Below are 25,278 nucleotides of genomic sequence, written 5' to 3' on the forward strand. Positions count from 1 at the left end.
GCTACTGCAACGCCCCGATGATTGACCCGGCGGCGGTCATGGCCACGATGTCGTGGCCGGAGTCGATGAGGGTCACGGCGGACGGCCTGCCCGCGAAACCGTTGTGGATGACGTGGCCGCCCACGCGGAAGACGACAGCAATTACCAGCGCGAAGAAGCCGCAGGCCAAGCTGCCATGCACGCCCAGCTTTCCGATGAGGACGGCCAGCAGAATGCTCGTGAGTGCTGCGGCAACCATCATGGGGGTCCAGATTCCAGCCCCGCCGTCGATCTTCTTGAGGTCTTCTTCGGTCTTGCCGATGGCCTGCATCCATCGTCTGCCGAGGACCGCCGGCATGTACCAGACAAATCCGATGACCATGCTTGAGAAGAATGCCAGGAGTATGGCCAGCCAGTTGATGTGCGGAAGAGAAGAGAGCCAATCCATCCTGGAATCCTAGTCGGCTTGGCTGACCGGCGAATCAGGGGAAACCTGCGTTTTTGCCCGTTTGGCAGCTCCGGCCGTTTCTGCCGCGCCCACGAGCCTGCCGATGAGAGGTTCTGTCCGGTAGGGGATATGGGTGTGCAGGGCAAGGACCGTTTCCGTGCGAATGACGCCTTTGGTTCTGAGGATGGAGCGAAGCGCGGTTTGCAGGTTGTGCGTGTCGGTGGCCACCACCCGGCACAGGAGATCGCCCCGCCCGGAAATTTCATGCACCTCAAGGACCTGGGGGATGCGGCGGAGGGCTCCGATGACCCCGTCGAGTTCCCGGTGGGTCACCTCCAGCGTCACGAAGCCGACGACGTCGTACCCCACCTTTTCGAGGTCGACCTCGCGGCCGCCGTCGTTCAGTACGCCTGAGCGGACCAGGCGGCGCATCCTCGATTGGGCGGTGTTGCGTGCAATCCCCAGGGACTCGCTAAGTTCGCCGATCTGTACCCGGGGATCACGGATCAACTCGAGCAGGATCTTCAGGTCCGTCGGATCGAGGCTGTTCAAATCATCACTCCGGATCATTTTTAGTCATCGACAAACATCAATTTTGACTGTTCTGATCAATTGTTTCATGGAGATCTGATCTATCCAGCAGGTTTGCGACATCCTGTTGCCATCAAATATTTTGGGCCGCATAGTCCCGGCCCACAAAGCCAGGTTCCGTGACGGCCGCTGAGGCAAAGGCACGGAAATGACGGTCTTTAGCGAACTCCGCATGCGCCAGGCCACCGCCGGGCGCTGGGGCTGGGATGCTTCCACCACGGCGCGGCTGGTTTTGGCCGGCGCCGTCATGTTCACGCTCCTGGTCGGTGCCAACTTGGCGAGTCCGCTGTATCCGTTGCTTCAGGCGGAACTGGGGATCACCTCACTCGGGGTGACAATTGCCTTTGCAAGCTACGTCCTGGCGCTCGTCGCTGTGCTGATGCTCGCCGGCCACTGGTCGGACCACATCGGCCGGCGTGCGGCACTGGTGCTGGCTGTCCTCGTGGGCTTGGCCGGCGGCCTGGTTTTCGCCAACGCGGACAATCTCCTGATGCTCTCGGCCGGCAGGATGCTCCAAGGCATCGCCGTCGGCCTTGCCACCGGAGCGAGCTCAGCGGCTTTGCGTGAATTGCTTCCGTCCCGGCCGGAGTGGGCTTCGCGCTTCACCTTGCTGTCGTCCTCCGGAGGTGTGGCCGCGGGTCCTGCCATCGGCGGATTGCTCTCGCTGCTCCCGGGCGCTACCTCAACGCCGTTCTTCATCCACGCTGCCGTCCTGCTTCTTCTGCTGATCCCACTGTGGCTCCTCAAAGCTCGTCCGGCGATTCGGCCCGCCGAAGGCCCGCGTCCCTACACCGTGCTTGCCCCGCGGCGACCCTCCGTTTCGCGGGAAGCCAGGGGAGCCTTTTGGCTGGCCTCCAGCGTGGGATTCCTCAGCTTTGCCGTGTTCGGATTCTGCCTTTCGCTTGCGCCCGGCTACTTCGCCGTCGTCGTGCACGCCGATTCCCGCCCCATGACCGGGCTGCTGGCCGGACTCACGCTCGGGGCGTCCGCTCTCAGCCAATTGCTGACAGTCCGCGGCCGGTTCGCCGTGCCCGCTGGACTGGCCGTCCTGGGAGTGTCCATTGTGCTGGTCGGCGTGGCGGCTTCTTTGTCCAGTCCGGTGCTGCTGGTGGCGGCGAGTCTGTCCGCCGGGGTCGGGCAGGGGATCGCCTTCCGGCTCGTGTTCAATGACGTCGCCAGCAAGGTGGAGGCGTCCCGGCATGCGCAGATCATCAGCACCGTCTATGTCATCACCTACCTTGGCAGTGCCGTGCCGGTCATCGGGCTGGGTCTGGCCGCCTCGGTCATCGGCTTGAGCGCCGCTGCCAGCTATTTCACCGTGGTGTGCGGGCTGGCAGCTGCCGTGCTCGCTGTCCTGTCCCTCCGCAGGGTGCTCCGGCAGGGCTGAGCGGCAGTTAATCCGGCATAACCAAGTTCGCAAAGATTGATTTGCAAAGAAATGCTTGCAAAGGTTTCTTTGCAAGCGTATCGTTTCCGACATGGACAAGGCCCCAGAGCAGGAATTCCCCGTCCGCAAGGTCGATACGGCGTCCCTCAAAGCGCTCGCGCACCCGTTGCGCGTTCAAATTCTCGAGATGCTGTCCCGTTACGGGCCGCAGACTGCCTGCAGCCTGGCCGAGCTCCTCGATGAATCCAGTGGCGCCACGAGCTACCACTTGCGGCAACTTGCCAAATTCGACTTCGTCCAAGAGGTGCAAGGCAAGGGGACTGCGCGGGAGCGGTGGTGGGAGCGGCCCAGGGGAGCCATCCAGATCACCTCGCCCGAGTTGGCTCATTCACCGGCAACGCAGGAGGCATCGCGGCTGGTAACCCGGGAGTTTGAACGGAGCAGGCAAGCAGTCCTCGCCGACTTCATGGCACATGGGATGGACTCCCTGGACGAAGATTGGCTTGACGCAGCCATCGTCAACACCGCCAACGCCAGGATGTCAGCCGAGCAGCTCGCCCGTTACTCCCGTTCCATGGAAGCCTTCGCCCGCAAGCTCCTGGAAGACATCAGGAGCGAACCCGAGGCGGACGACGCCCGCCCCGTGCAGATCCACTTCAATGCATTCCCGATCCTGGGCGTCCCGGCGTGGGCCGGGGACAAGAAATCCCGCGACGCAAAGTCGCAGGCAGCAGACACCGAAGGGAAAGAATCATGAGCACTGCCACCGCATCATGCGGCACTTACCGCCGGCCCTCCATGCTGGAGTCGGCAGCCGCCGGTATCGGAACCAGCCTGGTCTCGTGGGCCGAGCGTAGGCGGTACATCCCTCCGGCCGAGCTGGCCATGCAGCGAGCGGCGTTCACTCGCCGGGAGGAACTCGGTGAATTGCGCCGGGACGCACTGGGGGCCGCACACTCGGGACTCGAGCCACGTCACTGAGCCGATCTCATCCACGCCGGGTCCAAGCCGGCAGCTATTCCGGCAGCGGACCGTGGTTGCCCTGGATGTGGGCAAAGACCAAGGTGGTTTCGGTGTGGCCCACCACGGGGTCCGTCGCGAGGTTGTCCAGGACCCAGTCGCGAAGGTCGTCGGTGTTGGCAACCGCGATATGCAGAAGGTAGTCCACGGAGCCCGAGGTGTGGAACGTGGAGATCACTGCGGGGAGCGCGGGAACCCGGGCTGTGAAGCGGTCAATCTGGTCGCGGTCATGGGCGCGGAGGCGCACGGCGATCAGGGCCTGGACCGAACGCCCGATTGCCGGAAGGCTCAGAACGGCTTCGAAACCCTCGATGATGCCGCGTTCGGAAAGCGACCGCGTGCGCATGAGCGCCGTCGACGGTGCGATTCCGACCAGTTCGGCGAGCTGCTTGTTGGAGATCCGGGCATCGTCAACCAATGCCGCCAGGATGCGTTCGTCGATCGCATCCAAAGGCTCGCTGATTCCGACGGGCCGAACGTTCTTCGGGGTGGTGCTCACGGATCCTCCTGAAAGTGCTTTCTGTTCATCATAGAGGCCAATTTCCGCACAATCCATTCATTTGCACTGTCAATATCCGAATTATTGCCAGATACTAACCGAATTCAACGGTGAATAATTCAAGGAGAACTGTGACAGCCATCGACACACTCGCAGTCCACGCGGGCCGGACAGGACTCACGGAACAGGGCGTGCACGCCGTTCCCATCGACCTTTCAACCACTGCGCCTTTGCCTTCAGTCCACGACGGCGGCCTCGCGTACGAGCAGATGGCCACGGGCGGCGTGCCCCTCGACGGTCAAAGCACCGTGTACCAGCGTCTCTGGAATCCTACGGTAGCCAGGTTCGAAGACGGCGTAGCGGCGCTCGAAGGCGCAGCGCAATCCGTTGGTTTTGCCTCAGGCATGGCCGCGTTCAGCGCGGTGCTGCTCGCCGCCCAATCGGAAGGCAAGACGCACGTGGTTGCGGTGCGGCCCCTCTACGGCGGCACGGACCACGTGCTGGCCAGCGGCCTGCTTGGCAACCAGGTCACGTTCGTCAACGCCGACGGCGTGCGGGATGCCCTTCGTCCGGACACCGGCCTGGTGGTGGTGGAGACCCCCGCGAACCCGAGCCTGGACCTCGTGGACCTGAACCGCCTCGTGTCCGACGCCGGAGACGTTCCGGTTCTTGTGGACAATACGTTCGCGACGCCGATCCTCCAGCAACCGCTCAAGCACGGCGTCGCGATGGTGCTCCACAGTGCCACGAAATTCCTGGGCGGCCACGGCGATGCCATGGGCGGTGTCGTGGCAACGAGCGTGGAGTGGGCCACGCGGCTGCGCCGGGTCCGTGCCGTGACCGGCGGCATCCTGACTCCGTGGCCCGCGTACTTGTTGCACCGGGGCCTGGCGACCCTTCCCATCCGGGTGCGAGCCCAGCAGGACCACGCCCACAAGATCGCTGCTGTGCTCACGAGCCACGAACTGGTCGCAAAGGTCTATTACCCGGGGCTTCCCGAGTGCGATCCCCTGCACTTGGTGGGCACGCAGATGAGCGGCCCGGGCTCATTGATGGCTTTCGACCTCGAATCGGCCGAGCATGCGGAACGCATTCCCGGCGCCGTCCGCCTCATCACGCACGCGGTGTCGCTGGGCGGCATCGACACGCTGATCCAGCACCCCGCCGGCCTGACCCATCGCCCGGTGGCCCCGGAGGCCAAGCCCCAGGCGCGCATGCTGAGGCTTTCCATCGGCTTGGAAGATCCGGCCGACATCATCGAGGACCTGGTCCAGGCTATCGAGTCCACCCGTTAGCGTGTCCCGGATCCCGGAGCTGCCGTGAGCCTTGGTTACCCAAGGCAATCGACTGGTTACCTTGAGTCGTTCGCATTACCATGAAATTACTGGGGTTGTCAATTTCCAAAGGTGAATCGGATGACTCAAGGAGGCACTCGGAATGAGTGATGTCAGTCCACTAAGGAATGCAGTCCGCAAGGGAAGTGGCCTCAAGCAACTGGGTGGTACTTGGGGTGAACTCCTCGCCGAGTTCCTCGGCACGTTTGTCCTGATCGCTTTCGGCGACGGCGTCGTGGCCATGGCAGTTGCCGCCTTGCCCGGCTCGGGACGGGCCGCGACGTCGACCACGATCTTCATGGCCGCCGGCGACTGGTTGTTGATCACGTGGGGATGGGCCATCGCCGTCACGATGGCAATCTACGTCGGCGGCGGGGTTAGCGGGGCCCACATCAATCCGGCCGTGACGCTCGCTTTCGCGGTACGGCGGAAGTTTCCGTGGAAGAAGGTGGGCCCCTATATCCTTGCCCAGATTGTCGGCGCGTTCGCCGGTGCCGCGCTGGTGTACCTGCTCTACCACGATGCCATCGACGCCTATAACAAGGCTGTCGGCACCGGGCGCGGGGATCCGAAGGGCCTGGCCACCTACTCCATTTTCGCCACGTTCCCGGCACCGTACTTCAACGGGAATCCCGTGGGGCCGCTGGTGGATCAGGTTGTTGGCACGGCTTTCCTCGTTTTGTTCGTCGTGGCGATCATCGACGTGCGCAATACCGCCGTACAGGCGAACCTGGGTCCGTTCATGATCGGGCTGGCGGTGGCGGCGATCGGCATGTCCGTGGGCGCGAACGCCGGCTACGCGATCAACCCTGCCCGTGACTTCGGACCGCGGTTGTTTGCGTGGCTCGCCGGATGGGGCCAGACGGCGATGCCGGGCACCGTAGACGGATCGTTCAGTTGGTATTTCTGGATCCCGATCGTCGGCCCCCTCGTCGGTGGAGTGATCGGTGTGCTGATCTACGACTGGTTTATCGGGGATGTGCTCCATGCGCGCACCCTGCTGGCGGAACCCACGCTTCCGGGACGGACCGGCGCGGACATCCCCCGGGCGTCCGAACCTAAGCAAGCAGCCTAGGGATAGCTCAATCCCGGGGCTGATCCGCCGAGCCGTGCGGCGCGCGCACGGTCACGCGGAGGAGCCGACGACGGCGACCTGGCGCGCCGGGGACCGGTGCACGACGGCGGTGATCACCGCCGTCGTGCACGCCAGTGCCATGACCGTCAAGGCGAGCGCCGTCCAGCCGAAAGCCTGGAAGGCGAGTCCTCCGGCCCAGCCGATGATGCTGGAACCCAGGTAGTAGAAGAGGTTGTACAAGGACGCGGCTTGCGCGCGGCCGCTCGTCGCGATGGTCCCGGTCCAACCTGCACCGATGCTGTGCGCGGCGAAAAAGCCGCCGGTGAAGACCACCAAGCCGGCCAGAACGGCGGCGATGTTGTCCCACAGGGTGAGTCCAAGGCCGGCTGTCATGGTCACTATCCCGGCGAGCAGGACCGTGCGGCGGCCGAATCGCATGGACAAGCCGGCTCCCCAGCGAGAGCTCACGGTTCCCGACAAATAGGCCAGGAAAATCAGGCTGACGACCGTGGCGGGAAGTCCGAAGGGCGCGGCGTGGAGTCGGAATCCGAGGTAGTTGTAGACAGCCACGAATCCACCCATCAACAGGAACGCTTGAACGTAGAGGGCCAGCAGCCGCGGATTGGAAGAATGGCCCGCCAGCGTCTTCATGGCTCCGCGGAAACCTCCAGCGGAACGGGGCGTGAAGCGTCGCGGCTTCGGGACCAGCAGCAGGAACAGGGCGGCAGACACTGTCGCCAGGACGGAGACTGCGAAGGCTGCGGCCCGCCAACCCCACAATTCACCGATGGGTCCCGCGAGCAGGCGGCCGGCCAGTCCGCCGAGGGTGGTGCCGGCGACGTAGCTGCCCGCGGCCAGCGCAGCGTGCACTTTGTTGACTTCTTCATTCAAGTAGGCGATCGCGATCGCCGGAATACCGCCGAGGGCCATGCCCTCCAATGCCCTCAAGGCGAGGACAAGGGGGAAAGTGGGAGCAAGGGGGACAAGCAGGCCCAGGACGGTGGCGGCCGCGATTCCGATGGCCATCGCACGCACGCGGCCGATCTTGTCGGCAACGAAAGACCAAGGCAGCACCGTTGCCGCGAGGCCTACCGTCGCCAAGGAGATGGTGAGCGCCGCCCCTGCGGCCGTGATGTGCAGTTCGTTCGCCATGAGCGGCAAGACAGCCTGGGTGGAGTACAGCTGCGCGAAGGTGGCCACCCCGGCGAGGGCCAGGCCGGCGAGGATCCGCCGGTACGCGGTGGAGCCTTTCAGGTGGCCCTCCCAGTCGAACTCGGCAGGGCTCGGGGATGCTGCGCTTGTACTCACCTTTCCACAGTAGGGCGAGCCTAAGTGATGACTCCAATGCATTAGTTATTTAGGATTGATAGCAGATATGGATGATTTGCAACGGCGGTCGATCTGAGATTGGACAAGCATGGACATCGAACACAAGCAATTGGTCCAATTACTCCCGTTGCTGCCACTGCTGGCCGAGCTTGGCCGCACCGAACATGTCACCGAGACAGCCGAACTGCTCGGAGTACCCCAATCGACGGTGAGCCGGGCGCTGGCCCGGGCAAGCGCCGTCGTCGGAACCGAGCTCCTGATCCGTGAGGGGCGCGGCGTCCGCCTGACCCCTGCCGCGAAGACGCTGATTCCCTACATCGAGGCGGCGCTCGCGGAATTCCAGGCGGGACTCGACGTGGTCCGCCACGAGTCCGACGTTGTCCGCGGTCGAATCGCCGTAACCTTCCAGCACACCTTCGGCGAGGCGACGTTGCCACTCCTCATGAGCGCCTTCCGGAGCCGGCATCCCACCACGGCTTTCGAGCTGAGCCAAGGAGCGCGCGCCGCCTGCCTTGAATCACTCATCGCCGGTGAAGCCGACTTCGCGTTGACGGCACCCGTGGCGGGTCCGGGCAGGAACCTTGGCTCGGCGGCGCTGTACCGCGAGCCGCTGCGGCTCGTGGTCCATCACCGCCATGCAGTGGCACGGCGGCCCAGCGTGCGGCTCGCCGAGCTCAAGCACGAGCCGTTCGTTTCCATGGGCCCGGGCTTCGGCCTGCGCTCGCTGACCGACGCGATCTTCCGGGATGCGGGCTTTCGCCCACGGGTCGCTTTCGAGAGCCAGGATTCGCACACCATCCGCGGGCTTGTGTCCGCCGGCCTGGGGTACAGCATCCTGCCGCCCGGGGGACTGGGTCCGGGACCCCAAGGGGTTCTGGATTCCACCGACCTGGGGTGGGTGGAAGTACCGCTCGACTCGGAACTCGCATACCGGGAGATAGGGATAGCCTGGCGCGATCGGCGCAAGGAACCGGACCCTGTCAGGCTTTTCCGCGAACTCGTGCTTTCCGAAGGGCCGGGGCTGCTCGCCGGCCTTGTCAAAGCGCGGTCCGGAAGCCAATAGGAGCACCAAGCGGCCCGCGCTAGGCTTTTGGACGTGGAGACTGCAGAGAACGCGACGCCCCGGCCCGACGTAACGGTCATCGGGCTCGACATCGGTGGCACGAAGACCCGCGGCGTCCGTTTCGAAGACGGCAAACCGGTCCGCGACGAAAGCACCGGCAGCTCCAACGTCCAGAACGTCAGCCGGGAGACGGCGGCCAGGAATCTCGCCGAGCTCTTCGCCATGATCGGTGGCGGCGACGTTGACCGCGTCCTCGCCGGCGCAGGCGGAATCGACACCGACGCCGATGCCCGCGCCCTCGCCGAGCTGATCGAACCCCATGTCCCCGGCGCCCAGGTCACGGTGGTCCACGATTCCCGCCTCCTGCTGGCGGCAGGCCGGGCCAGCACGGGAGTGGCGGTCATCGCCGGGACCGGATCCGCGGCCTGGGGTAAGAACGCCGAGGGGGAAGAAGCCCGTGCCGGCGGCTGGGGTTTTCTCCTGGGCGACGAGGGCAGCGGTTACTGGCTCGGCCGTGAGGCGGTGCGCCACAGCCTCCGCAGGATGAACAAGGGGCTGGCACCGGATGGCCTCACAGCGGCCCTTTTGGAATCCTGCGGGGTGGACGATCCAAACAAACTCATCGCGCTTTTCCATTCGGAGGACACCGACCGGCGGTATTGGGCCCAGCGCGCAAGCGCAGTGGTCGAGACTGCACGCGAGGGGCTCGAGATCAGCCGCCAACTTCTGGACCAGGCAGGACGGGATCTCGCGGAGCTCGCGGCGCAGGCCGTCCGGCAACTGAGCCTCTCCGGTCCGGTGATTCTTGGCGGCGGGCTCGGGATGAACGTGGAACCCTTGCAGTCCGCATTCCGGGCGGGACTGGCCGCGCACGGAATCACCGATGTGCGCGTCCTGGACCAGGAACCGGTTTTCGGTGTGCCGCGGATTGTCGCGGAGCTTCCTTAGCCGGGCACGGACCCAGGGGCGACGCGCAAACGGCCAGCGGACCCGGAGAGAGACCGGCGACACGCGGAGACCGGAGTCCCGAGCCCTGCTCTGTGTCGCCACGCCATTTGGGTGTCGGGACCGTTAGCCAGTAGCCCTGTTCCGGGACCTCGGCTTGAGCTGGACTCCCGGCATGGGCGGTGCGGCGATGCGCCCGGCTTCAGCTCCGGCGTCGGGCCCGTGGCCGTGGATCCAGCCGAATCGGGCATTGCGGGCATCCTCGTCGTTCAGGAGGGCCTGGGCTTCCCAGTCTTCGCGGGCCTGCTCCACTTCCTCGTGCGTCCGGCCCACGAAGTTCCACCACATCAGGATGTCCTCTTCGAAGGGTTCGCCGCCCAGGAGCATGAAGCGGGTTCCCGGAGCTGCCTCAAGCCGGAGCGATTCCCGGCCCATGCCGAGGAAGGCCAGGGGACCGGGGTCGACTTCTTGGCCGTCGATCACCGCGGAGCCGTCCAGGACCAGGACGGCATGCTCGAAACCGGGATTCAGCGGCATCTCGACGGCGCCCGAGGCTGAGACTTCGACGCCGACTATCGGGCTGTACATGATCGCGGGGGAGCGTTGTCCGGCAAATTCACCCACGAGCACAATCGCCGTGAAACCGTCGGCGGCGACCACCGGAAGGTCCACGATCTGCTGGAACGACGGCGCCCGGTGCCTTACGGCGTCGGGCAAAGCGACCCACAACTGCAGGCCGCGGGACAGCGGCAGGAGAGCGCCGCCGTCGGGCGCGTCCGGGTCGAGTCCTGCCGGGAGGACGCCGAACTCGGAATGCGAAATGCCGCGGCCGGCCGTCATGATGTTCAACTGCCCGGGACGGACCACGACGTCGCTGCCGACGCTGTCGCGGTGCCGCACCTCGCCGTCGAGGGGCCAGGTGACCGTCTGCAATCCCATGTGCGGGTGGGGAAGGACGCTCATTGCGACGCGATCCGGGCCGAAGCTGTCGAGGAAACACCAGGCTCCTACCGTCGGCATCCCGCGCTGGGGGAGAGTGCGGGAGACATTCATGGCCCGGACGCCGCCGAGGGGAACCTCGCGGGCCGGCCAGAGCTGCACAAAGGGTCCTTGCCCGGGATGTCCGGCCGGGCAGACTTCCTGCGACGGGGCCGTTTCCAAGTTGGTCACAATGCAACTCCCTGTGCTGAACGGTGTTCCCTCCAGCTTAGGCCTAGGCTGGCTCCATGAGCATCCAGTTCGACACCCGCCCGGCCGCGTACGGAGTGGTCATCCGCGACGGAGCGATCCTCCTCGCCTATTGGAAGCAAGACGGCAAGGAAGGCTGGACCCTTCCCGGAGGAGGCCTGGACCTGGGGGAGCATCCCGTGGACGGCTGTCGCCGCGAGATCCAAGAGGAAACCGGGTACGACGCCGATATCGGGACGATGCTCGGAATCGACGTCGGCCACTGGCCGGGTGAAGAGCGGCTGGACGGATCCGACCGTGATTTCCAGGCCATCCGGCTGGTCTACGAGGCGAGCATCACGGGCGGAGAATTGACACACGAAATAGACGGCAGCACCACCCACGCCGCATGGGTGCCGCTGGGCAAGGTTCCCGGACTGAACCGGGTATCGCTGGTGGACATCGGCCTCCGCCTGCACAGCGAGCGGCCACTCAACGGAAAACTGCAGTCGCCCTGAGCATTGCCGATTCATTACGGTCTTCGCGCCTGCGCTGACATCGTCGGTGGCGCTGGTTAGGCTGTAGAACATCAGTTCACTGTTGATTGACTTCCATCGTTGATATTTGCGGCCCGAAAAGTTAGGTAAGCCCCGGAATGGCTGAAGCCATGATTGAGTTCCAGAGCGTCACCAAGCAGTATCAGGGTGGGCAACCCGCCGTTGATGGATTGAGCATGTCCATCGACAAAGGTGCCATCACCGTTTTCGTCGGGCCCTCGGGCTGCGGAAAGACCACGTCCCTGCGGATGATCAACCGCATGGTGGATCCCACCTCGGGCACCATCACCGTGGACGGCAAGGATGTTTCGAACGAACCTGCCGCCCAGTTGCGCCGCTCCATGGGCTACGTCATGCAGTCTTCGGGACTCATGCCGCACCGTTCGGTCCTGGACAACATTGCCACCGTTCCACGGCTCAACGGCGTTTCCAGGGCGGCAGCCCGCAAACGCGCGGAAGAGCTGCTCGACGTCGTCGGGCTGGCTTCGGTGCTCGGCAAGCGGTACCCGTCCCAATTGTCCGGCGGCCAACAGCAGCGCGTCGGGGTAGCCCGTGCGCTCGCAGCGGACCCACCCGTGCTGCTCATGGATGAGCCTTTCAGCGCCGTGGACCCGGTGGTCCGCGACGAACTCCAGCAGGAACTCCTGCGGCTGCAGCGCGAACTGGCCAAGACCATTGTTTTCGTGACCCACGACATCGACGAAGCCACCGTGCTCGGTGACAAAGTGGCCGTCTTCGCCGTCGGAGGCAAACTGGCGCAATACGCGGCACCGGAGGAGATCCTCCGGGCCCCTGCCAATGACTTCGTCGCCTCGTTCGTGGGCCGCGACAGGGGATTCCGGCACCTTGCCTTCAACGGCGCCGAAGCTGTTCCGGTACATCCGGTCAAGACGGTGGAGGTCCCGCAGGTTGCCGCGGGGAGCACAGAATGGGCCTTGGTGCTCGACGGCGACTCCCGGCCCCTGGGGTGGGCCTCGCCACGCGACGGTGCCGGGCTGATTCCCGGAGGCTCTTTGTTCCGGCGCGGGGATACGCTCCGCCGGGCGCTGGATGCCGCCTTGTCCTCGCCTTCCGGCCTTGGCGTGGTGGTTGACGACGACGGCAGGCTCGTCGGCGTCCTCAAAGCCGATGAAGTGCTGGCCCTGATCGAAGTGACCCGGCACAACCGGGAGGACGCCCCCTGATGGAATGGTTCCTGGCGAACAGCGGCATGGTCTTCGAACGGGCCGGCGAGCACCTCATCCTGGCTTTGATTCCCATGGTTTTGGGACTGCTCATCGCGGTGCCCCTGGGGCAGCTGGCCCGTCGGAACCGTACCCTCAGGGCCGTGGTCACCACGGGAAGTTCGCTGCTTTACACCATTCCTTCCCTGGCGCTTTTCATCATCCTGCCGCCGATCCTGGGAACCCGGATCCTGGATCCGCTCAATGTGGTGGTCGCCCTCACCCTCTATGCCGTTGCCCTGCTGGTGCGGGCTGCCATGGACGCCTTCGATTCCGTGGACGACGACCTCCGCATGGCGGCTGTGTCCATGGGATTCAAGCCGACCGCACGCTTCCTGCAGATCGACCTTCCGCTCTCCCTGCCGGTGCTGTTTGCGGGCCTTCGCGTGGTGTCAGTCAGCAATATCTCCCTCGTGAGCGTCGCCGCGCTCCTGGGCGTCGGGAACTTGGGAATGCTGTTCACTGACGGGCTGCAGCGGGCGTTCGTCACAGAGGTGGTGGTGGGCATCATCGCGATCCTCCTGCTGGCCCTCGTCATGGACACCGTCCTGGTCCTTCTGGAGAAGCTGCTGACGCCCTGGACGCGGGCCGGTGCGGTCACCGCCAAGCAGGATGGCAAAACAGCGCAGTTCATCGCTGATGCCCGGGTCCACGCGGAGGCAGGCCGATGAGCAACATCTTCGTTGACACCATCGCGTGGCTCACGGATCCGGCCCACTGGTCAGGAAGCGACGGAATCGCCACGAGGCTCGTGGAGCACCTGCAGTACTCGGGGCTGGTGCTGGTGATTGCCGCGGCCATCGCCGTGCCGGTGGGTCTCTTCATCGGCCACACGGGACACGGGCGCGTCGTTGCCGTGGCGTTTGCCGGCGCTTTGCGAGCCCTTCCCACCCTTGGCCTGCTTGTACTCTTCGCCTTGTTGGCCGGGAGCGGTCTCATGCCACCCGTCTGGGCCCTGGTCATCCTGACCGTGCCGCCCCTCCTGGCCGGGACCTACGCGGGGATTTCCAGCGTGGATCCGACGGTGGTTGACGGTGCACGGGCCATGGGCATGACAGAACTCCAGATCTTGTTCCGTGTGGAGCTGCCCAACGGACTCCAAGTCATGTTCGGCGGCATCCGCACTGCGGTCCTCCAAGTCATCGCAACGGTTTCCGTGGTGGCGTATCTTCCGCTGGGCGGCCTGGGGCGTTATCTTTTTGACGGATTGGTCCTTCAGGACTTCCCCCGCATGCTCGGCGGGTCACTGCTCATCGCGGCGTTGGCAATCGCCGTCGACCTCGTTCTGGCCTTGGCGCAGAGGATGCTCCTCCCGCCCGGGCTTTCCATCGATTCCCACGGCGGCCACAAGGCCGCCGGAGATCTCGCAGCCACCGCACCAGCGGGGGCTGCCGTTCAAGGAGGTACCGCATGAAGCAACCCGTCACCCTGACCCGCCGCGGGCTCGGCGGCCTGGCGGCCGGCGTCGGCATTGCGCTTGCATTGAGCGCATGTGGCGGCAGCCCGCTGTCCAGCCCGTCCACCAACGCCCCCTCCGGGGCCGGTGGCTCGCTCGTCGTGGGCTCGGCAGATTTCCCCGAGAGCCAGGTCATCGCCGAAATCTACGCCGGAGCACTGAACGCCGCCGGCGTCACCGCTACGACGAAGCCCAATATCGGATCCCGCGAGATCTACTTCAAGGCGGTCCAGGACGGTTCGATCGACCTCGCCCCCGACTATTCCGGTAACCTCCTGTCCTACCTGGACACCAACGCCTCGCAGGTCTCCGCCGACGACGTCTACAAGGCGCTTCCCGGGAAGCTTCCGCAGGGCCTGGGAGTACTCGACCCCGCCAAGGCCGAAGACAAGGACGCCATGGTTGTCACGAAGGCCACGGCGGAAAAGTACCAGCTCAAGTCCATCGAAGACCTCGCCAAGAACTGTGGAGACTTCACGATTGCGGCACCGGCAACCTTTGAGACCCGCGCCTACGGACTCCCGGGCCTCAAGGCCAACTACAACTGCGTGCTCAAGGGCCTGAAGCCGTTCAGCGACGGAGGCGGCAACCTGACACTGCAGGCGCTGCTTTCCAACGACGTCCAGGTTGCCGACATCTACACCACCACGCCGTCCATCCAGGACAACGCGCTGGTGGTCCTGGATGACCCCAAGAACAACTTCAAGGCCCAGCAGGTCCTCCCGCTGTACAACATGGCCAAGATGACGGACAAGGCGAAGCAAGCGCTCAACAACGTGTCCAAGATTCTGACCACGGACGACCTCATCAACCTCAACCGCGCCGTGAGCGGCAACCAGAAGCAGAATCCCAAGGATGCCGCAGCCGCTTGGCTCAAGGACAAGGGGATCGTGAAGTAAGTCCCCACCGCCTCCCTCGCCTCGCTCCGCTCGTCCAGGGAACCCTCCCCGCCACCTCCCCAAAACTCGCAAGCTCGATTGGGGCCCCTCGGTGGCGTGGGCCCAGGCGGCGGAGGCCCGTGCAAAGGACGACGGCGGTGAGGAACCCTTGTGGGGGCCTCGCCGCCGTCGTCGTCAATGTGAGTGATGTCTCAACGGAAGTACATCCCCGGTGTGGCATATTTGATGAATGGCAGAATTCAAGCAGTCCACCAAGCTTCATAATGTCCTTTACGACATCCGTGGACCGATTCTTCAGGCCGCCCAGCAGATGGAGGCAGAGGGTCACCGCATCCTCAAACTGAATATCGGAAACCCGGCACCGTTCGGATTTGAAGCGCCGGACGCGATTTTGGTGGACATGATCCGCCATCTGCCCCATGCCCAGGGTTACAGCGATTCGCGCGGAATTTTCTCGGCCCGTACCGCCGTTTCGCAGTACTACCAGACCCGTGGCATCCAAAACATCCACGTTGACGACATCTACCTTGGCAACGGCGTCAGCGAGCTCATCACCATGTCGCTCATGGCGTTGCTGGAAGTGGGAGACGAGATTCTCATCCCCACTCCCGACTACCCGCTCTGGACCGCCTCGGTAGCACTGGCCGGCGGCCGTCCGGTCCACTATCTGTGTGACGAAGAATCGGGCTGGCAGCCGGACCTTGAGGACATGGAATCCAAGATCACGCCGCAAACCAAGGGCATCGTGGTCATCAACCCCAACAACCCCACGGGTGCCGTGTACCCGGAGGAGACCCTCAAGAAGATCGTGGCACTGGCCGAAAAGCACGGCCTTGTGGTGTTCGCCGACGAGATCTACGAGAAGATCCTCTACGAAGACGCCGTCCATGTGAACCTTGCCGCGCTCACCGGCGACGACGTCCTCTGCCTGACGTTCAGCGGACTGTCCAAGGCCTACCGGGTGTGCGGCTACCGTGCCGGCTGGATGGCCATCTCCGGTCCCAAGAAGGACGCCGCAGACTACCTCGAGGGCATCAACCTGCTCGCCAACATGCGTTTGTGCGCCAACGTGCCGGCACAGCATGCCATCCAGACCGCCCTCGGGGGCCACCAAAGCATCAACGATCTCATCCTGCCCGGCGGCAGGCTACTTGAACAGCGGAACAAAGCCTACGACCTGCTCAATGCCATCCCCGGCGTGAGCACACAACAGGCCAGGGGAGCCCTCTACCTGTTCCCGAAGTTGGACCCCGAGGTCTATCGCATCCGCGACGACGAGAAATTCGTCCTCGACCTGCTCAGGGAACAGAAGATCCTCGTCTCACACGGACGGGCCTTCAATTGGGTGCGTCCGGACCACTTCCGCATGGTGACCCTGCCAAACGTCAAGGATATTGAAGAAGCGATCGGCCGCATGGCGGACTTCCTCGGTCGGTACCAAGGGAACTAGCCTGTTGTGCAGGCCGCGACGACTGCGGCCAGACCAGAGGAGAAGCCCACATGGCCGCTGCAGTGCGTTTCAAGCACAGTCCGTCAAAGGAACTGAAGGCCGGCCCGGGCTTCCTGCTGTCCGGTGTGGACCCGGAATCCACGCCGGGCTACAAAGGGAAGAAGTCTGACGGCGTCGCGTTGCTTGCCGCCCAGGACGAACGCTTGGACGAACTGCAGGAGATGCTCTTTGCGGAGGGAAAGTTCGGATCGTCCAAACGCGTGCTGCTGATCCTCCAGGCCATGGATACTGCCGGCAAGGGCGGGATTGTCGAGCACGTCGTCGGGTCCATGGATCCCCAAGGAGTCAAGGTCGCTCCGTTCAAGGCTCCAACGGACGAGGAGAAAGCCCACGATTTCCTCTGGCGGGTTGAGAGGTCCCTTCCCGACGCTGGATTCGTCGGGGTCTTTGACCGCTCGCACTATGAGGATGTGCTGATTCACCGGGTGCACGGTTGGGCCAACGAGGCCGAACTGGAGCGGCGCTATGCTGCCATCAATGAGTTCGAGGCACGCCTCGCCGAACAAGGCACGGCGATCGTCAAGGTCATGCTCGACATCAGCCGCGATGAACAGAAGGAACGCCTGCTTGCGCGCTTGGACGACCCGTCCAAGCACTGGAAGTACAGCACCGGCGACCTCAAGGAGCGCGCGTTTTGGGATTCCTACATGGAGGCCTACCAACTCGTCTTCGAGAAAACCTCAACCGAAGTGGCGCCTTGGTATGTGGTTCCGGCGAACAAGAAGTGGTTTGCGAGGATCGCTGTCCAGGAACTTCTCCTGGAGGCCCTCGAAAAGCTGGACCTGGCGTGGCCCGCTGCCGACTTCGACGTGTCGGCGGAACGGGCCCTGGCCGTCCGCTCCTAGCCGGCGGTCGGGCTGTCCTCGCCCTTGCTCCGGGCCGCCGCCAGCCTCCTGCGGGCGCCCTCCAGCCACTCCTCGCATCGCTTCGCAAGAGCTTCGCCGCGTTCCCAGAGGGCGAGTGATTCCTCAAGGCTCGCTCCACCCGCTTCAAGGCGGCCGACAACGGCCATGAGCTGCTCACGGGCTTCCTCGTAGCTGAGGGCGTCCAGGTTCTCAGCCGTAGCCTTGGCTGCAGGGGATGTGCTTTCTGCTGTCATTTCTTAGTCCTCGTTTTGCTGGTGCTTGCTCGGGTGGGCGGCAGTTCCGGACGATTCGGAGGATCCGGAAGATACGGCGGCAAGGCGGCCTTCCGCCAGCCGAAGGGTCAGTCCAGTGCCTTCAGGGGCTTGGTCCGGGCTCCGGACGACGTCGTGGCCCACCCCGTCCGCCCCGGCAACCTGGACGACGGCGTACCCGCGGTCGAGCGTCTTTTGGGGGGACAACGCCCGTACCTGGGCGCGGAGGTGATGCACTTGGTCAAGGGCGCGGACAACCGCGGAGCTCACCGCGGTGTGTGCATGTTTCCGGAGGCGCTCGATGTCCTCTTCCCGTGCCGTGACCATTCCCTCGGGTGACGCCAGTACAGGTCGCGATCTCAACGCGTGGAGTCGATCCGTTTCGCGGTCCACCAGGCGGCCGACGCCGCGGCGTAGCTGCTCGCGGGCCTGACGTACCGTCGCCAATTCCTCGACGACGTCAGGGACGATCCTCTTCGCGGCGTCGGTGGGCGTGGAAGCGCGAAGGTCTGCGACATCGTCCAGGATGGGGTGGTCTGCTTCGTGGCCGATAGCGCTGACCACCGGGGTGGTCGCCGCGGATACTGCCCGGACCAGTTCCTCGTTGCTGAACGGAAGCAGGTCTTCCAGGGCTCCGCCGCCCCGGGCGATCACGATCACATCCACGTGCGGGTCGGCGTCGAGTTCCTTGAGCGCAGCCAGGATCTGGTTGACTGCGGTGACGCCCTGGACTGCAACCTCCCGGACGGCGAATTCGACGGCGGGCCAGCGAAGGGCAGCGTTGCGCAGAACGTCCTTCTTGGCGTCCGAATCGCGGCCCGTGATAAGCCCGATCCGGTGGGGGAGGAGGGGCAGCCGCTTCTTCCTCGTGTCCGAAAACAGCCCTTCGGCGCCAAGGGCTTGGCGCAAGCGCTCGATCCTCGCGAGGAGATCGCCGAGGCCGACGGGACGGATGTCCTTGATGGACATGTTGAGCCGACCGGTCTTGAGCCAGAATTCGGGTTTCACCAGGGCCACGACGCGTGAGCCACGCTCAAGCGGCATCTTCTGGCGGTCCAGGACATTGGACCACAGGGACGCCGGCAAGGAGATTTCGGCGTCGGTGTCCCGCAGCGTCACGAAAGCGCTGCTTCCGCGCCGGTTGAGTTCGATGACCTGGCCTTCGATCCAGGCTGCCGGGGCGCGTTCTATGTGAGTCTTGAGCTTGCGGGACAGCAGCTGCAGCGGCCAAGGATTGTCGGGACTTGTCTCCGACGCCGTCGCGGGCAGGGTTGACTCTGCCTTCGTGGATTCTTCCCCGGAGGACGTCTCTTCCCGGGCTCCGGCGTCGGGGAGCCCCGAAATCGGCAACGCCCGCGGCGCGCCGCCGGGTAGGGCATCATGGGACACGCGGGTAGCCTCCTGCGGATGGCTTGTGCATGGTTCCGTCCTCGCTGGTATTTTGCTAAGGGGTGCCGGAAGCACTGCTGCTACCAGTGCTGCTTAAAATCGCTACCGGAAAGCCGGCGGCAGGCTTCCAACTCTATCCATACCTTGTAGCATGCATGACCGACATTTACCCGTCGTCGCTCCGCCTGGAACTGCTGCACTCCAATCTTGAGGAATCCATTGCGTACGTTCGTCTCTGCAATCGCGGTGATCTTTGCCCTTTTGCTCACAGGAATCGCCGTCCCTATGGCATGGACGGACGCCAATATCGTCCGGGAAGACGGGTTTGTGGCGCTCACCGCGCCGATCGGGAAGGACCAGTCGTTCCAGGCCCGCCTGGCTGCCACCGCCGTCGCAAGCCTTGAATCAAAAGTCAATCTACCGGCGCCCGTGGAACAACTTGGTTCTTCATTCCTCAAGGACGCGGCCACGGCAATGACCACATGGCCCGAATACCCGCAAGCGTGGAATGAAACCGTACGCCGGAGCCACCAACTGAATTTCACGGGCAACGGAGGCCCCGGGAACTCGACCTCGGGGACATCCCTGGTGCTCGACGTCGGGCCCCTGGTCAAGATCGCCGCGGACCGGCTGCACGCGGCAACCGGCCTCCCGATTTCGACGCCGGACTCCACCGTGATCAACATCGGTGGACCCGCCCAGCGCCAACAGGTGGACGCCATCGCGGCGTACGCCCCGATGTGGTGGATCCCCGGCCTCGGCGCCGTCCTGCTGTTTGCCCTGGGGCTGCTGGCCGCTAAACGCAGGGGCGTGGTTCTCCTGTTCGCCGGACTGGGCTTGGCCGCCGTCGCGGCGTTGTGGCAAGTGGCGACGACCGTACTGAAGGGCGCAGGCGATGCAGGCCTGGGTGGAACCGCCACGGGTGGGCTTTTCGCGCGGGAGTTGGTGGCGGCGTCGGTCGACAATTTCACCGGCTGGATCACCAACGCATGGATTGCCGCCGGAGTGTTTGTGCTTCTCGGCCTGCTCGTCGTGATCTTCTCCCGCAAGACGAGGCCGAGCGTGCGGGCGAATGCTGCCGGTAGCATGGAGGGATGACCAGCTCAGCAGTTTCCATTCCGATGCCCTCTGTCCCGCGTAGGCGTCGGACGCCGGAAGAGGTGCTGGCCGCCGCTCCGGTTTCCGGCCCCAAACGAGTCCTGCTCGCGGCACCCCGCGGATATTGCGCCGGTGTCGACCGCGCAGTCATCGCAGTGGAGAAGGCGCTGGAACACTACGGTCCGCCGGTCTACGTGCGTAAGCAGATCGTGCATAACGTGCACGTGGTCACGTCGCTGGAGGAGAAGGGTGCCATCTTCGTCGAGGAGACGGACGAGGTACCCGAAGGCGCCCTGGTGATCTTCTCCGCCCATGGCGTGTCCCCGGCTGTCGTGCAGTCTGCCGAAGACCGCGGCCTGCGCACCATCGATGCCACCTGCCCGCTTGTCACGAAGGTGCACCGCGAAGCCGTCCGCTTCGCCAAGGAAGACTACGACATTCTCCTCATCGGCCACGACGGTCACGAGGAAGTGGAAGGAACGGCGGGCGAAGCCCCGGACCACATCCAGATCATCAACGGTCCGCACGAAGTGGACAAGGTCACCGTGCGCAATCCGGAGAAGACCATCTGGCTTTCGCAAACCACCCTGAGCGTCGACGAGACGATGGAAACCGTCCGGATGCTCAAGGAGCGGTTCCCCACGTTGCAGGATCCGCCCAGCGACGACATTTGCTATGCCACCACCAACCGTCAAGTGGCCATCAAGAAGATTGCCCCGCAAGCTGACCTCGTCATCGTTGTGGGATCTGCGAACTCTTCCAACTCCGTGCGGCTCGTCGAAGTGGCGCTTGAGTATGGCGCCAAAGCCTCCTACCGGGTCGATTTCGCGAACGAGGTGGACGAGAGCTGGTTCGAAGGCGTCGCCACCGTGGGCGTAACTTCCGGTGCTTCCGTTCCCGAGGTCCTGGTCCAGGACGTTCTCCGATTGCTGGCCGATTACGGCTACGGTGCGGTCGAAGAGGTGGTGACGGCGGAGGAAGACCTGCTGTTCTCCCTGCCGAAGGAACTGCGCGCCACCCTCAAAGAGGCCGGAGACGTCACACGCGCCCTGGGCGGACGCGGGAACCGGCCGAACTCGTAGTCGGGGCCGAAGGCCCTCAGGCCGCGGATTCTCCTTCGATCAACTCGGGTGCGGCGAGGGTCCGCGGTACTGCTTCCACCGCCGGCGGTGACACCAGGCCGTCGGTGTCCATGGAATTGAGTTTCCGTGCCGTCGGCAAAACGCGTGCTTCGAGCGTTCCGACGAGTGCGTTGTAGCGATCCACCGAGGTCTTCAACGACGAACCCAATTTGCCCACGTTGTCGCCGAGAGTGCCCATCCGTTCGTACAGTTGCCGGGCGAGCTCGAAGAGTTCCCGGGCGTTGTCCGTCAAGACGTCCTGGCGCCACGTGAAGGCAACGGACTTGAGAACTGCCAACAAGGTGCCGGGGGACGCGAGCACCACATTCCTGGACAATGCGTGATCCAACAGTGCCGGGTCCGCTTCGAGGGCCGCGGCCAGGATGGATTCCGCGGGCAGGAAGCAGATCACCAGCTCGGGTGAGTTGCCGGGGATGTCCCAGTACTTCTTCGATCCCAAGGCATCCACGTGGGACTTGAGCGCCTTCGCATGCGCGGTCAGCAGGGCATCAGTGCTATTGCCCGTCGACAGGATGCCGTTCTCCGCGGAGTGCTTGGTGTCGCCATGTCCTGTGCTGCCTTGTTCTTGGGCAGCGAGGTAGGACGCCAGCGGAACCTTTGCATCCACTACCAACTGCTTTCCACCCGGCAACTGGACCACAAGATCCGGCCGGATGGCATTGTCGGCGGAAGCGGAGTGCACCTGCTCGTGGAAATCGACGTGGCGCAGCATGCCGGCGGCTTCCACCACCCGGCGCAGCTGGACTTCACCCCACTGGCCCCTCGCACTGTTGGACCGTAGGGCGGAGGCAAGGGCGTGCGTTGAGCGCAGCAGTTGTTCATCGGACAGCCGGGCTTCCTGGAGTTGCTGGGCAAGCTGGCCGTACTGCTCCAAACGATCCCGTTCCAGAAGGGAGACCTGTTGCTGGACGGCTGTCAGCTTCTCTGCGACCGGGGCGAGGGCACGCAATACACTGCCATCCTGGTTCCTGGACTCGCTCAGTTCACGGTTCTGCGACAGCAGAAGGCGCCGTTCGGCGTCGGCCGCGGCAAACTGGGCGTTCACCGAGGCAAGCCGGGCCGAGACGCCGTCGAAATCTTCTTCGAGCGCCGCATTCCGGCGCCGGAACAGGACGAAGCCGGCCACCACACCGGCGGCCCCTCCGAGAAGAAGCATGAACAAAGCGAGAATTACTGCGAAACCATCCATGCTTCCAACCTTGGCATAGGGGTAGGACAATTTAGCGAAGCCGGGTCACGGCACCGGGGCGTGGGCTCCCGGGTTCTTCCCCGCAAAGCGGACAGGGGCACTCAACGGGTAGAATCAATGCTCGTGGCTCTTACTATTGGCATCGTCGGACTGCCCAACGTCGGCAAATCAACTCTTTTCAACGCACTGACCCGCAACCAGGTGCTGGCCGCGAACTACCCGTTCGCCACCATCGAGCCAAACGTCGGCGTCGTCAACCTCCCGGATCCGCGCCTGCAGAAGTTGGCGGAGGTCTTCGGATCGCAGCGCCTCCTGCCCGCCGTCGTCTCGTTCGTTGACATCGCCGGAATCGTCAAGGGCGCCTCCGAAGGCGAAGGCCTGGGCAACAAGTTCCTGGCGAACATCCGCGAAGCAGAAGCCATCGCCCAGGTCATCCGCGTCTTCGACGACCCCGACGTTGTCCACGTCGATGGCAAGGTCGATCCCCGCTCTGACATTGAGACGATCAACACCGAACTGATCCTGGCCGATCTCCAAACGATTGAAAAGGCCATTCCCCGGATCGAAAAAGAAGTCAAGATCAAGAAGCGGGAAGCTGCCGAACTCGCTGCGATCCTGGCAGCCCAGTCCGTGTTGGAACGGGGCGACACGATCTTCTCCTCCATCAAGAGCGACAAGCTCGAGATGGAGCACCTCAAGGAGCTCAGCCTCCTCACGGCCAAGCCCTTCATCTACGTCTTCAACTCGGACGAAGGAATCCTCGGCAACCCGGAGAAGCAAGAGGAACTGCGCGCCATGGTGGCGCCGGCGGACTGCATCTTCCTCGACGCCAAGCTGGAATCCGATCTCGTCGAACTCGACGAGGAAGAAGCCCGCGAGATGCTTGAGATGAATGGCCAGGACGAATCCGGCCTGGACCAGTTGGCACGCGTCGGTTTCCACACGCTCGGACTGCAGACCTACCTCACCGCCGGTCCCAAGGAAGCCCGCGCCTGGACCATCCACCGAGGCGACACCGCGCCGCAGGCCGCCGGAGTCATCCACACGGATTTCCAGCGCGGATTCATCAAGGCCGAAGTTGTCTCCTACGACGACCTTATCGACGCCGGGTCGATGGCCGAGGCCAAGTCCCGTGGCAAGGTGCGTATTGAAGGCAAGGAATACGTCATGGCCGACGGCGATGTGGTGGAGTTCCGCTTCAACGTCTAACCTTGGCGGGCTCGTTTAACGTGGGTCAGTTTAGTCACGCTGGATGTCAGAAAATCTGTCCAGCCCCGCCTTACCGCGGGCGGCCCTTCCCTATTGCTTTGCAAGCAGGGGGTTCGGGGGTTCGAGTCCCGGTGCCTCCACCATATTGAAGAATGAAGGAGCCAGGCGTTTAGAACGCCTGGCTCCTTTGTTTTCCCAGTTCAGAAGCGGTTTTTGCCCGGAGGACTGGATCTTCTGGTCTCATGACACGACGCGGCGAAGAGCCTGGCCGGTAGTAGATCTGTCGATTTCGGTTGTAATTTGTGTTCATACCGTTAGTACTGACTGGCGAAACAGGGCTGCCATGGAGCTTGCCGGTCCAACACCGGACCCAGGAGCGCTTGGCATCACCGGGATACACACCGGAATTTTGCGCGTCGGCGGCATGGATCACACTTAAAGACCTCATCAGGTTGGAAAACGCCTCAGCACTTGGCCATGACGTCGTTGAGATTCTGGGTTCCTGGAGGCAGGACAATCCTTCCCTGCCGCTGGACCAACCCATCCACCAGCAGGGGATCCCACTGAACTCGCTCATGTGGGAGAAGAACCGAGTTTCCGAGGTCATACGCAGGTTTACGACGAGGATGGGTCGGGCGTGAAAAAAGCGCGGTGACGGGGCAGATTCAGCTGCGTGCGATGAAAGTTTTTGCGGTATTAGCCGCTTGCAGGAAAGACCCCGATGACTCCCCATAACTGGGTGTAGCTACGGTGGTTGAACCCCGCCGAACCCTGCTGCCGAGGCTCCGCTGCTTCCCGCAGAGGCCCCGAATCCGATGCCAACGCCTTCGCACTTCTCGTGGTCCGAACCGACCTGTCCGTGCCGGCACGGCCTTCCCTGCAATGTCACCCGCCGCCAACGCCCTGTCGACGCAAGTGCCGACCCAGTTTTATCAGGGCTAGGGACCTGGTATGGGACCGCCCCGGGTTTGCTTGACTCCTTGAGTCAACGAAATCCGGGGCAGTCCCGAGACCCAGTCCGTTCGCAACGGAGGCCTACCGTCGAAATCCGTCCGTGACGATCCGAACGTGGATCGCTGCCGAGATCAGCCGGACAACTGTGGCTCCGATTACGCTGCCAATGGGAAAGCTGTGGTTGCCGTCGTCGAGCTTGACGCGTGGGCGCCTGGCAACGATGTAGAAGACGATACCGACGACTAAAGCAAGACACTGTCAGTCCCTGGTGCCATGATTCAGCCATGAGCGGACTGAATCAGAGCGGCGAACCCGAACCGGATCCGGTCGTGGTCCCCGATACGGGGATCGACTGGGCCCGTGCCGTGCGCGCGCACCAGGCGGTCCCGGTATGGGTGCGGCTGACCTTCGACGACGAGCGACCGGCCTGCACGGAAAAGGGCTTCGCCTGCGCGTGGACCGACCAGCACGTGCTCGTGCAGGTGCTATGGGAACTCTCCTACTACCGCCGCGCCCGCGAGTTCTGGGTCCACGCCGGACAGGTGAAGCGCCGCGTGGTCGAGCGTCGGTGGCTCGACCGCTCCGCCTGAGCACGGCCCGGATCTTGGTTGGACCTGCCACCAAGTCGCTGTTGTCGCCCGGCCGGGCGGCGTAGAGTCCTCTTCCAAGAACGGTGGCATGGTCGATGACCTTTGGGG

At 64.1% G+C, this 25,278-nt stretch carries 26 protein-coding genes; 18 read left to right on the forward strand and 8 right to left on the reverse strand.

The genetic code is table 11. From position 1 onward, the window contains the following. Position 1 precedes the first annotated feature (1 nt). Both QRN45_RS00890 and QRN45_RS00895 read right to left on the reverse strand, forming a co-directional pair. On the reverse strand, positions 2-427 hold the full coding sequence (locus QRN45_RS00890) for a DUF1761 domain-containing protein (RefSeq protein ID WP_284762188.1): 426 nt from the start codon (positions 425-427) through the stop codon (positions 2-4). A gap of 9 nt (positions 428-436) precedes the next feature. Then, on the reverse strand, positions 437-979 hold the full coding sequence (locus tag QRN45_RS00895) for an Lrp/AsnC family transcriptional regulator (protein WP_284762189.1): 543 nt from the start codon (positions 977-979) through the stop codon (positions 437-439). Between the two features lie 187 nt (positions 980-1,166). Between QRN45_RS00895 and QRN45_RS00900 the strand changes: the two genes are divergently transcribed. From QRN45_RS00900 to QRN45_RS00910, 3 genes are all read left to right on the forward strand, one after another. Continuing rightward, positions 1,167-2,405 carry an MFS transporter gene (locus QRN45_RS00900; protein ID WP_284762190.1) on the forward strand — a complete coding sequence of 413 codons (1,239 nt, stop codon included), beginning with the start codon at positions 1,167-1,169 and terminating at the stop codon, positions 2,403-2,405. 91 nt (positions 2,406-2,496) lie between these two features. Continuing rightward, positions 2,497-3,162 carry an ArsR/SmtB family transcription factor gene (locus QRN45_RS00905; RefSeq protein WP_241710568.1) on the forward strand — a complete coding sequence of 222 codons (666 nt, stop codon included), beginning with the start codon at positions 2,497-2,499 and terminating at the stop codon, positions 3,160-3,162. Beyond that, positions 3,159-3,386 carry a 2-nitropropane dioxygenase gene (locus tag QRN45_RS00910; protein WP_284762191.1) on the forward strand — a complete coding sequence of 76 codons (228 nt, stop codon included), beginning with the start codon at positions 3,159-3,161 and terminating at the stop codon, positions 3,384-3,386. Before QRN45_RS00905 ends, QRN45_RS00910 begins: the two co-directional genes overlap by 4 nt. 34 nt (positions 3,387-3,420) lie before the next feature. Here the strand turns inward: QRN45_RS00910 and QRN45_RS00915 are convergent, their stop codons facing one another. Continuing rightward, entirely contained in the window at positions 3,421-3,924 is a 504-nt protein-coding gene (locus tag QRN45_RS00915) for an Lrp/AsnC family transcriptional regulator (protein WP_078108298.1), read from the reverse strand. Between the two features lie 131 nt (positions 3,925-4,055). Between QRN45_RS00915 and QRN45_RS00920 the strand changes: the two genes are divergently transcribed. Together QRN45_RS00920 and QRN45_RS00925 are read left to right on the forward strand one after the other, a co-directional pair. Then, the gene (locus QRN45_RS00920) at positions 4,056-5,219 is read left to right on the forward strand and encodes a trans-sulfuration enzyme family protein (RefSeq protein WP_264636672.1); all 1,164 of its coding nucleotides are present in this window, start codon (positions 4,056-4,058) and stop codon (positions 5,217-5,219) included. A gap of 142 nt (positions 5,220-5,361) precedes the next feature. Continuing rightward, entirely contained in the window at positions 5,362-6,333 is a 972-nt protein-coding gene (locus tag QRN45_RS00925; RefSeq protein ID WP_284762192.1) for an MIP/aquaporin family protein, read from the forward strand. 51 nt (positions 6,334-6,384) lie between these two features. Here QRN45_RS00925 and QRN45_RS00930 read toward each other — a convergent pair whose 3' ends face one another. Continuing rightward, positions 6,385-7,683 carry an MFS transporter gene (locus QRN45_RS00930; RefSeq protein WP_502870686.1) on the reverse strand — a complete coding sequence of 433 codons (1,299 nt, stop codon included), beginning with the start codon at positions 7,681-7,683 and terminating at the stop codon, positions 6,385-6,387. Between the two features lie 67 nt (positions 7,684-7,750). Between QRN45_RS00930 and QRN45_RS00935 the strand changes: the two genes are divergently transcribed. After that, positions 7,751-8,725: a LysR substrate-binding domain-containing protein gene (locus QRN45_RS00935; protein ID WP_284762194.1), complete on the forward strand. Its 975-nt coding sequence runs from the start codon at positions 7,751-7,753 to the stop codon at positions 8,723-8,725. A 33-nt stretch (positions 8,726-8,758) separates the two neighbouring features. Next, positions 8,759-9,673: an N-acetylglucosamine kinase gene (locus tag QRN45_RS00940; RefSeq protein WP_284762195.1), complete on the forward strand. Its 915-nt coding sequence runs from the start codon at positions 8,759-8,761 to the stop codon at positions 9,671-9,673. Positions 9,674-9,796: 123 nt separating this feature from the next. Here QRN45_RS00940 and QRN45_RS00945 read toward each other — a convergent pair whose 3' ends face one another. Next, positions 9,797-10,840: a pirin family protein gene (locus tag QRN45_RS00945; protein ID WP_284762196.1), complete on the reverse strand. Its 1,044-nt coding sequence runs from the start codon at positions 10,838-10,840 to the stop codon at positions 9,797-9,799. A gap of 56 nt (positions 10,841-10,896) precedes the next feature. Here QRN45_RS00945 and QRN45_RS00950 point away from each other — a divergent pair, with 56 nt between their 5' ends. The 7 genes from QRN45_RS00950 to QRN45_RS00980 all read left to right on the forward strand — a co-directional run bounded on the left by QRN45_RS00950 (position 10,897) and on the right by QRN45_RS00980 (position 17,327). Beyond that, entirely contained in the window at positions 10,897-11,355 is a 459-nt protein-coding gene (locus QRN45_RS00950) for an NUDIX hydrolase (RefSeq protein ID WP_284762197.1), read from the forward strand. 137 nt (positions 11,356-11,492) lie between these two features. Then, positions 11,493-12,578: an ABC transporter ATP-binding protein gene (locus tag QRN45_RS00955; RefSeq protein WP_274619756.1), complete on the forward strand. Its 1,086-nt coding sequence runs from the start codon at positions 11,493-11,495 to the stop codon at positions 12,576-12,578. Beyond that, complete coding sequence (locus tag QRN45_RS00960; protein ID WP_284762198.1) at positions 12,578-13,288, forward strand: ABC transporter permease; 711 nt, start codon at positions 12,578-12,580, stop codon at positions 13,286-13,288. Before QRN45_RS00955 ends, QRN45_RS00960 begins: the two co-directional genes overlap by 1 nt. Then, positions 13,285-14,031 carry an ABC transporter permease gene (locus QRN45_RS00965; protein ID WP_241710579.1) on the forward strand — a complete coding sequence of 249 codons (747 nt, stop codon included), beginning with the start codon at positions 13,285-13,287 and terminating at the stop codon, positions 14,029-14,031. Before QRN45_RS00960 ends, QRN45_RS00965 begins: the two co-directional genes overlap by 4 nt. Further along, entirely contained in the window at positions 14,028-14,972 is a 945-nt protein-coding gene (locus tag QRN45_RS00970; protein ID WP_241710580.1) for an ABC transporter substrate-binding protein, read from the forward strand. Before QRN45_RS00965 ends, QRN45_RS00970 begins: the two co-directional genes overlap by 4 nt. Positions 14,973-15,201: 229 nt before the next feature. After that, entirely contained in the window at positions 15,202-16,422 is a 1,221-nt protein-coding gene (locus QRN45_RS00975) for a pyridoxal phosphate-dependent aminotransferase (protein WP_078108262.1), read from the forward strand. A gap of 50 nt (positions 16,423-16,472) precedes the next feature. Beyond that, complete coding sequence (locus QRN45_RS00980; protein WP_284762199.1) at positions 16,473-17,327, forward strand: PPK2 family polyphosphate kinase; 855 nt, start codon at positions 16,473-16,475, stop codon at positions 17,325-17,327. Here the strand turns inward: QRN45_RS00980 and QRN45_RS00985 are convergent. Together QRN45_RS00985 and xseA are read right to left on the reverse strand one after the other, a co-directional pair. Continuing rightward, the gene (locus tag QRN45_RS00985; RefSeq protein ID WP_284762200.1) at positions 17,324-17,581 is read right to left on the reverse strand and encodes an exodeoxyribonuclease VII small subunit; all 258 of its coding nucleotides are present in this window, start codon (positions 17,579-17,581) and stop codon (positions 17,324-17,326) included. The two genes, QRN45_RS00980 and QRN45_RS00985, sit on opposite strands and share 4 nt — an antisense overlap. Before the next feature lie 3 nt (positions 17,582-17,584). After that, a complete protein-coding gene (gene xseA / locus QRN45_RS00990) occupies positions 17,585-18,868 on the reverse strand; it encodes an exodeoxyribonuclease VII large subunit (RefSeq protein WP_241710587.1) in 1,284 nt (427 codons plus the stop codon). Positions 18,869-19,207: 339 nt separating this feature from the next. Between xseA and QRN45_RS00995 the strand changes: the two genes are divergently transcribed. Both QRN45_RS00995 and QRN45_RS01000 read left to right on the forward strand, forming a co-directional pair. After that, on the forward strand, positions 19,208-20,086 hold the full coding sequence (locus QRN45_RS00995; protein WP_284762201.1) for a hypothetical protein: 879 nt from the start codon (positions 19,208-19,210) through the stop codon (positions 20,084-20,086). Then, the gene (locus QRN45_RS01000; RefSeq protein WP_241710584.1) at positions 20,083-21,168 is read left to right on the forward strand and encodes a 4-hydroxy-3-methylbut-2-enyl diphosphate reductase; all 1,086 of its coding nucleotides are present in this window, start codon (positions 20,083-20,085) and stop codon (positions 21,166-21,168) included. Before QRN45_RS00995 ends, QRN45_RS01000 begins: the two co-directional genes overlap by 4 nt. A gap of 16 nt (positions 21,169-21,184) precedes the next feature. Here the strand turns inward: QRN45_RS01000 and QRN45_RS01005 are convergent, their stop codons facing one another. Next, complete coding sequence (locus QRN45_RS01005; protein ID WP_241710585.1) at positions 21,185-22,417, reverse strand: DNA recombination protein RmuC; 1,233 nt, start codon at positions 22,415-22,417, stop codon at positions 21,185-21,187. Positions 22,418-22,540: 123 nt separating this feature from the next. Here QRN45_RS01005 and ychF point away from each other — a divergent pair, with 123 nt between their 5' ends. Beyond that, positions 22,541-23,626, forward strand: coding sequence for a redox-regulated ATPase YchF (gene ychF, locus QRN45_RS01010; protein WP_078108300.1), 1,086 nt, complete (start codon positions 22,541-22,543; stop codon positions 23,624-23,626). Positions 23,627-24,864: 1,238 nt separating this feature from the next. Next, positions 24,865-25,170, forward strand: a complete 306-nt coding sequence (locus tag QRN45_RS01015; RefSeq protein WP_284762202.1) for a hypothetical protein — start codon at positions 24,865-24,867, stop codon at positions 25,168-25,170. The last annotated feature ends 108 nt before the right edge of the window (positions 25,171-25,278 follow it).

This window comes from Arthrobacter sp. efr-133-R2A-63 (assembly GCF_030209795.1).
Classification (GTDB): Bacteria; Actinomycetota; Actinomycetes; order Actinomycetales; family Micrococcaceae; genus Arthrobacter; species Arthrobacter bambusae_A.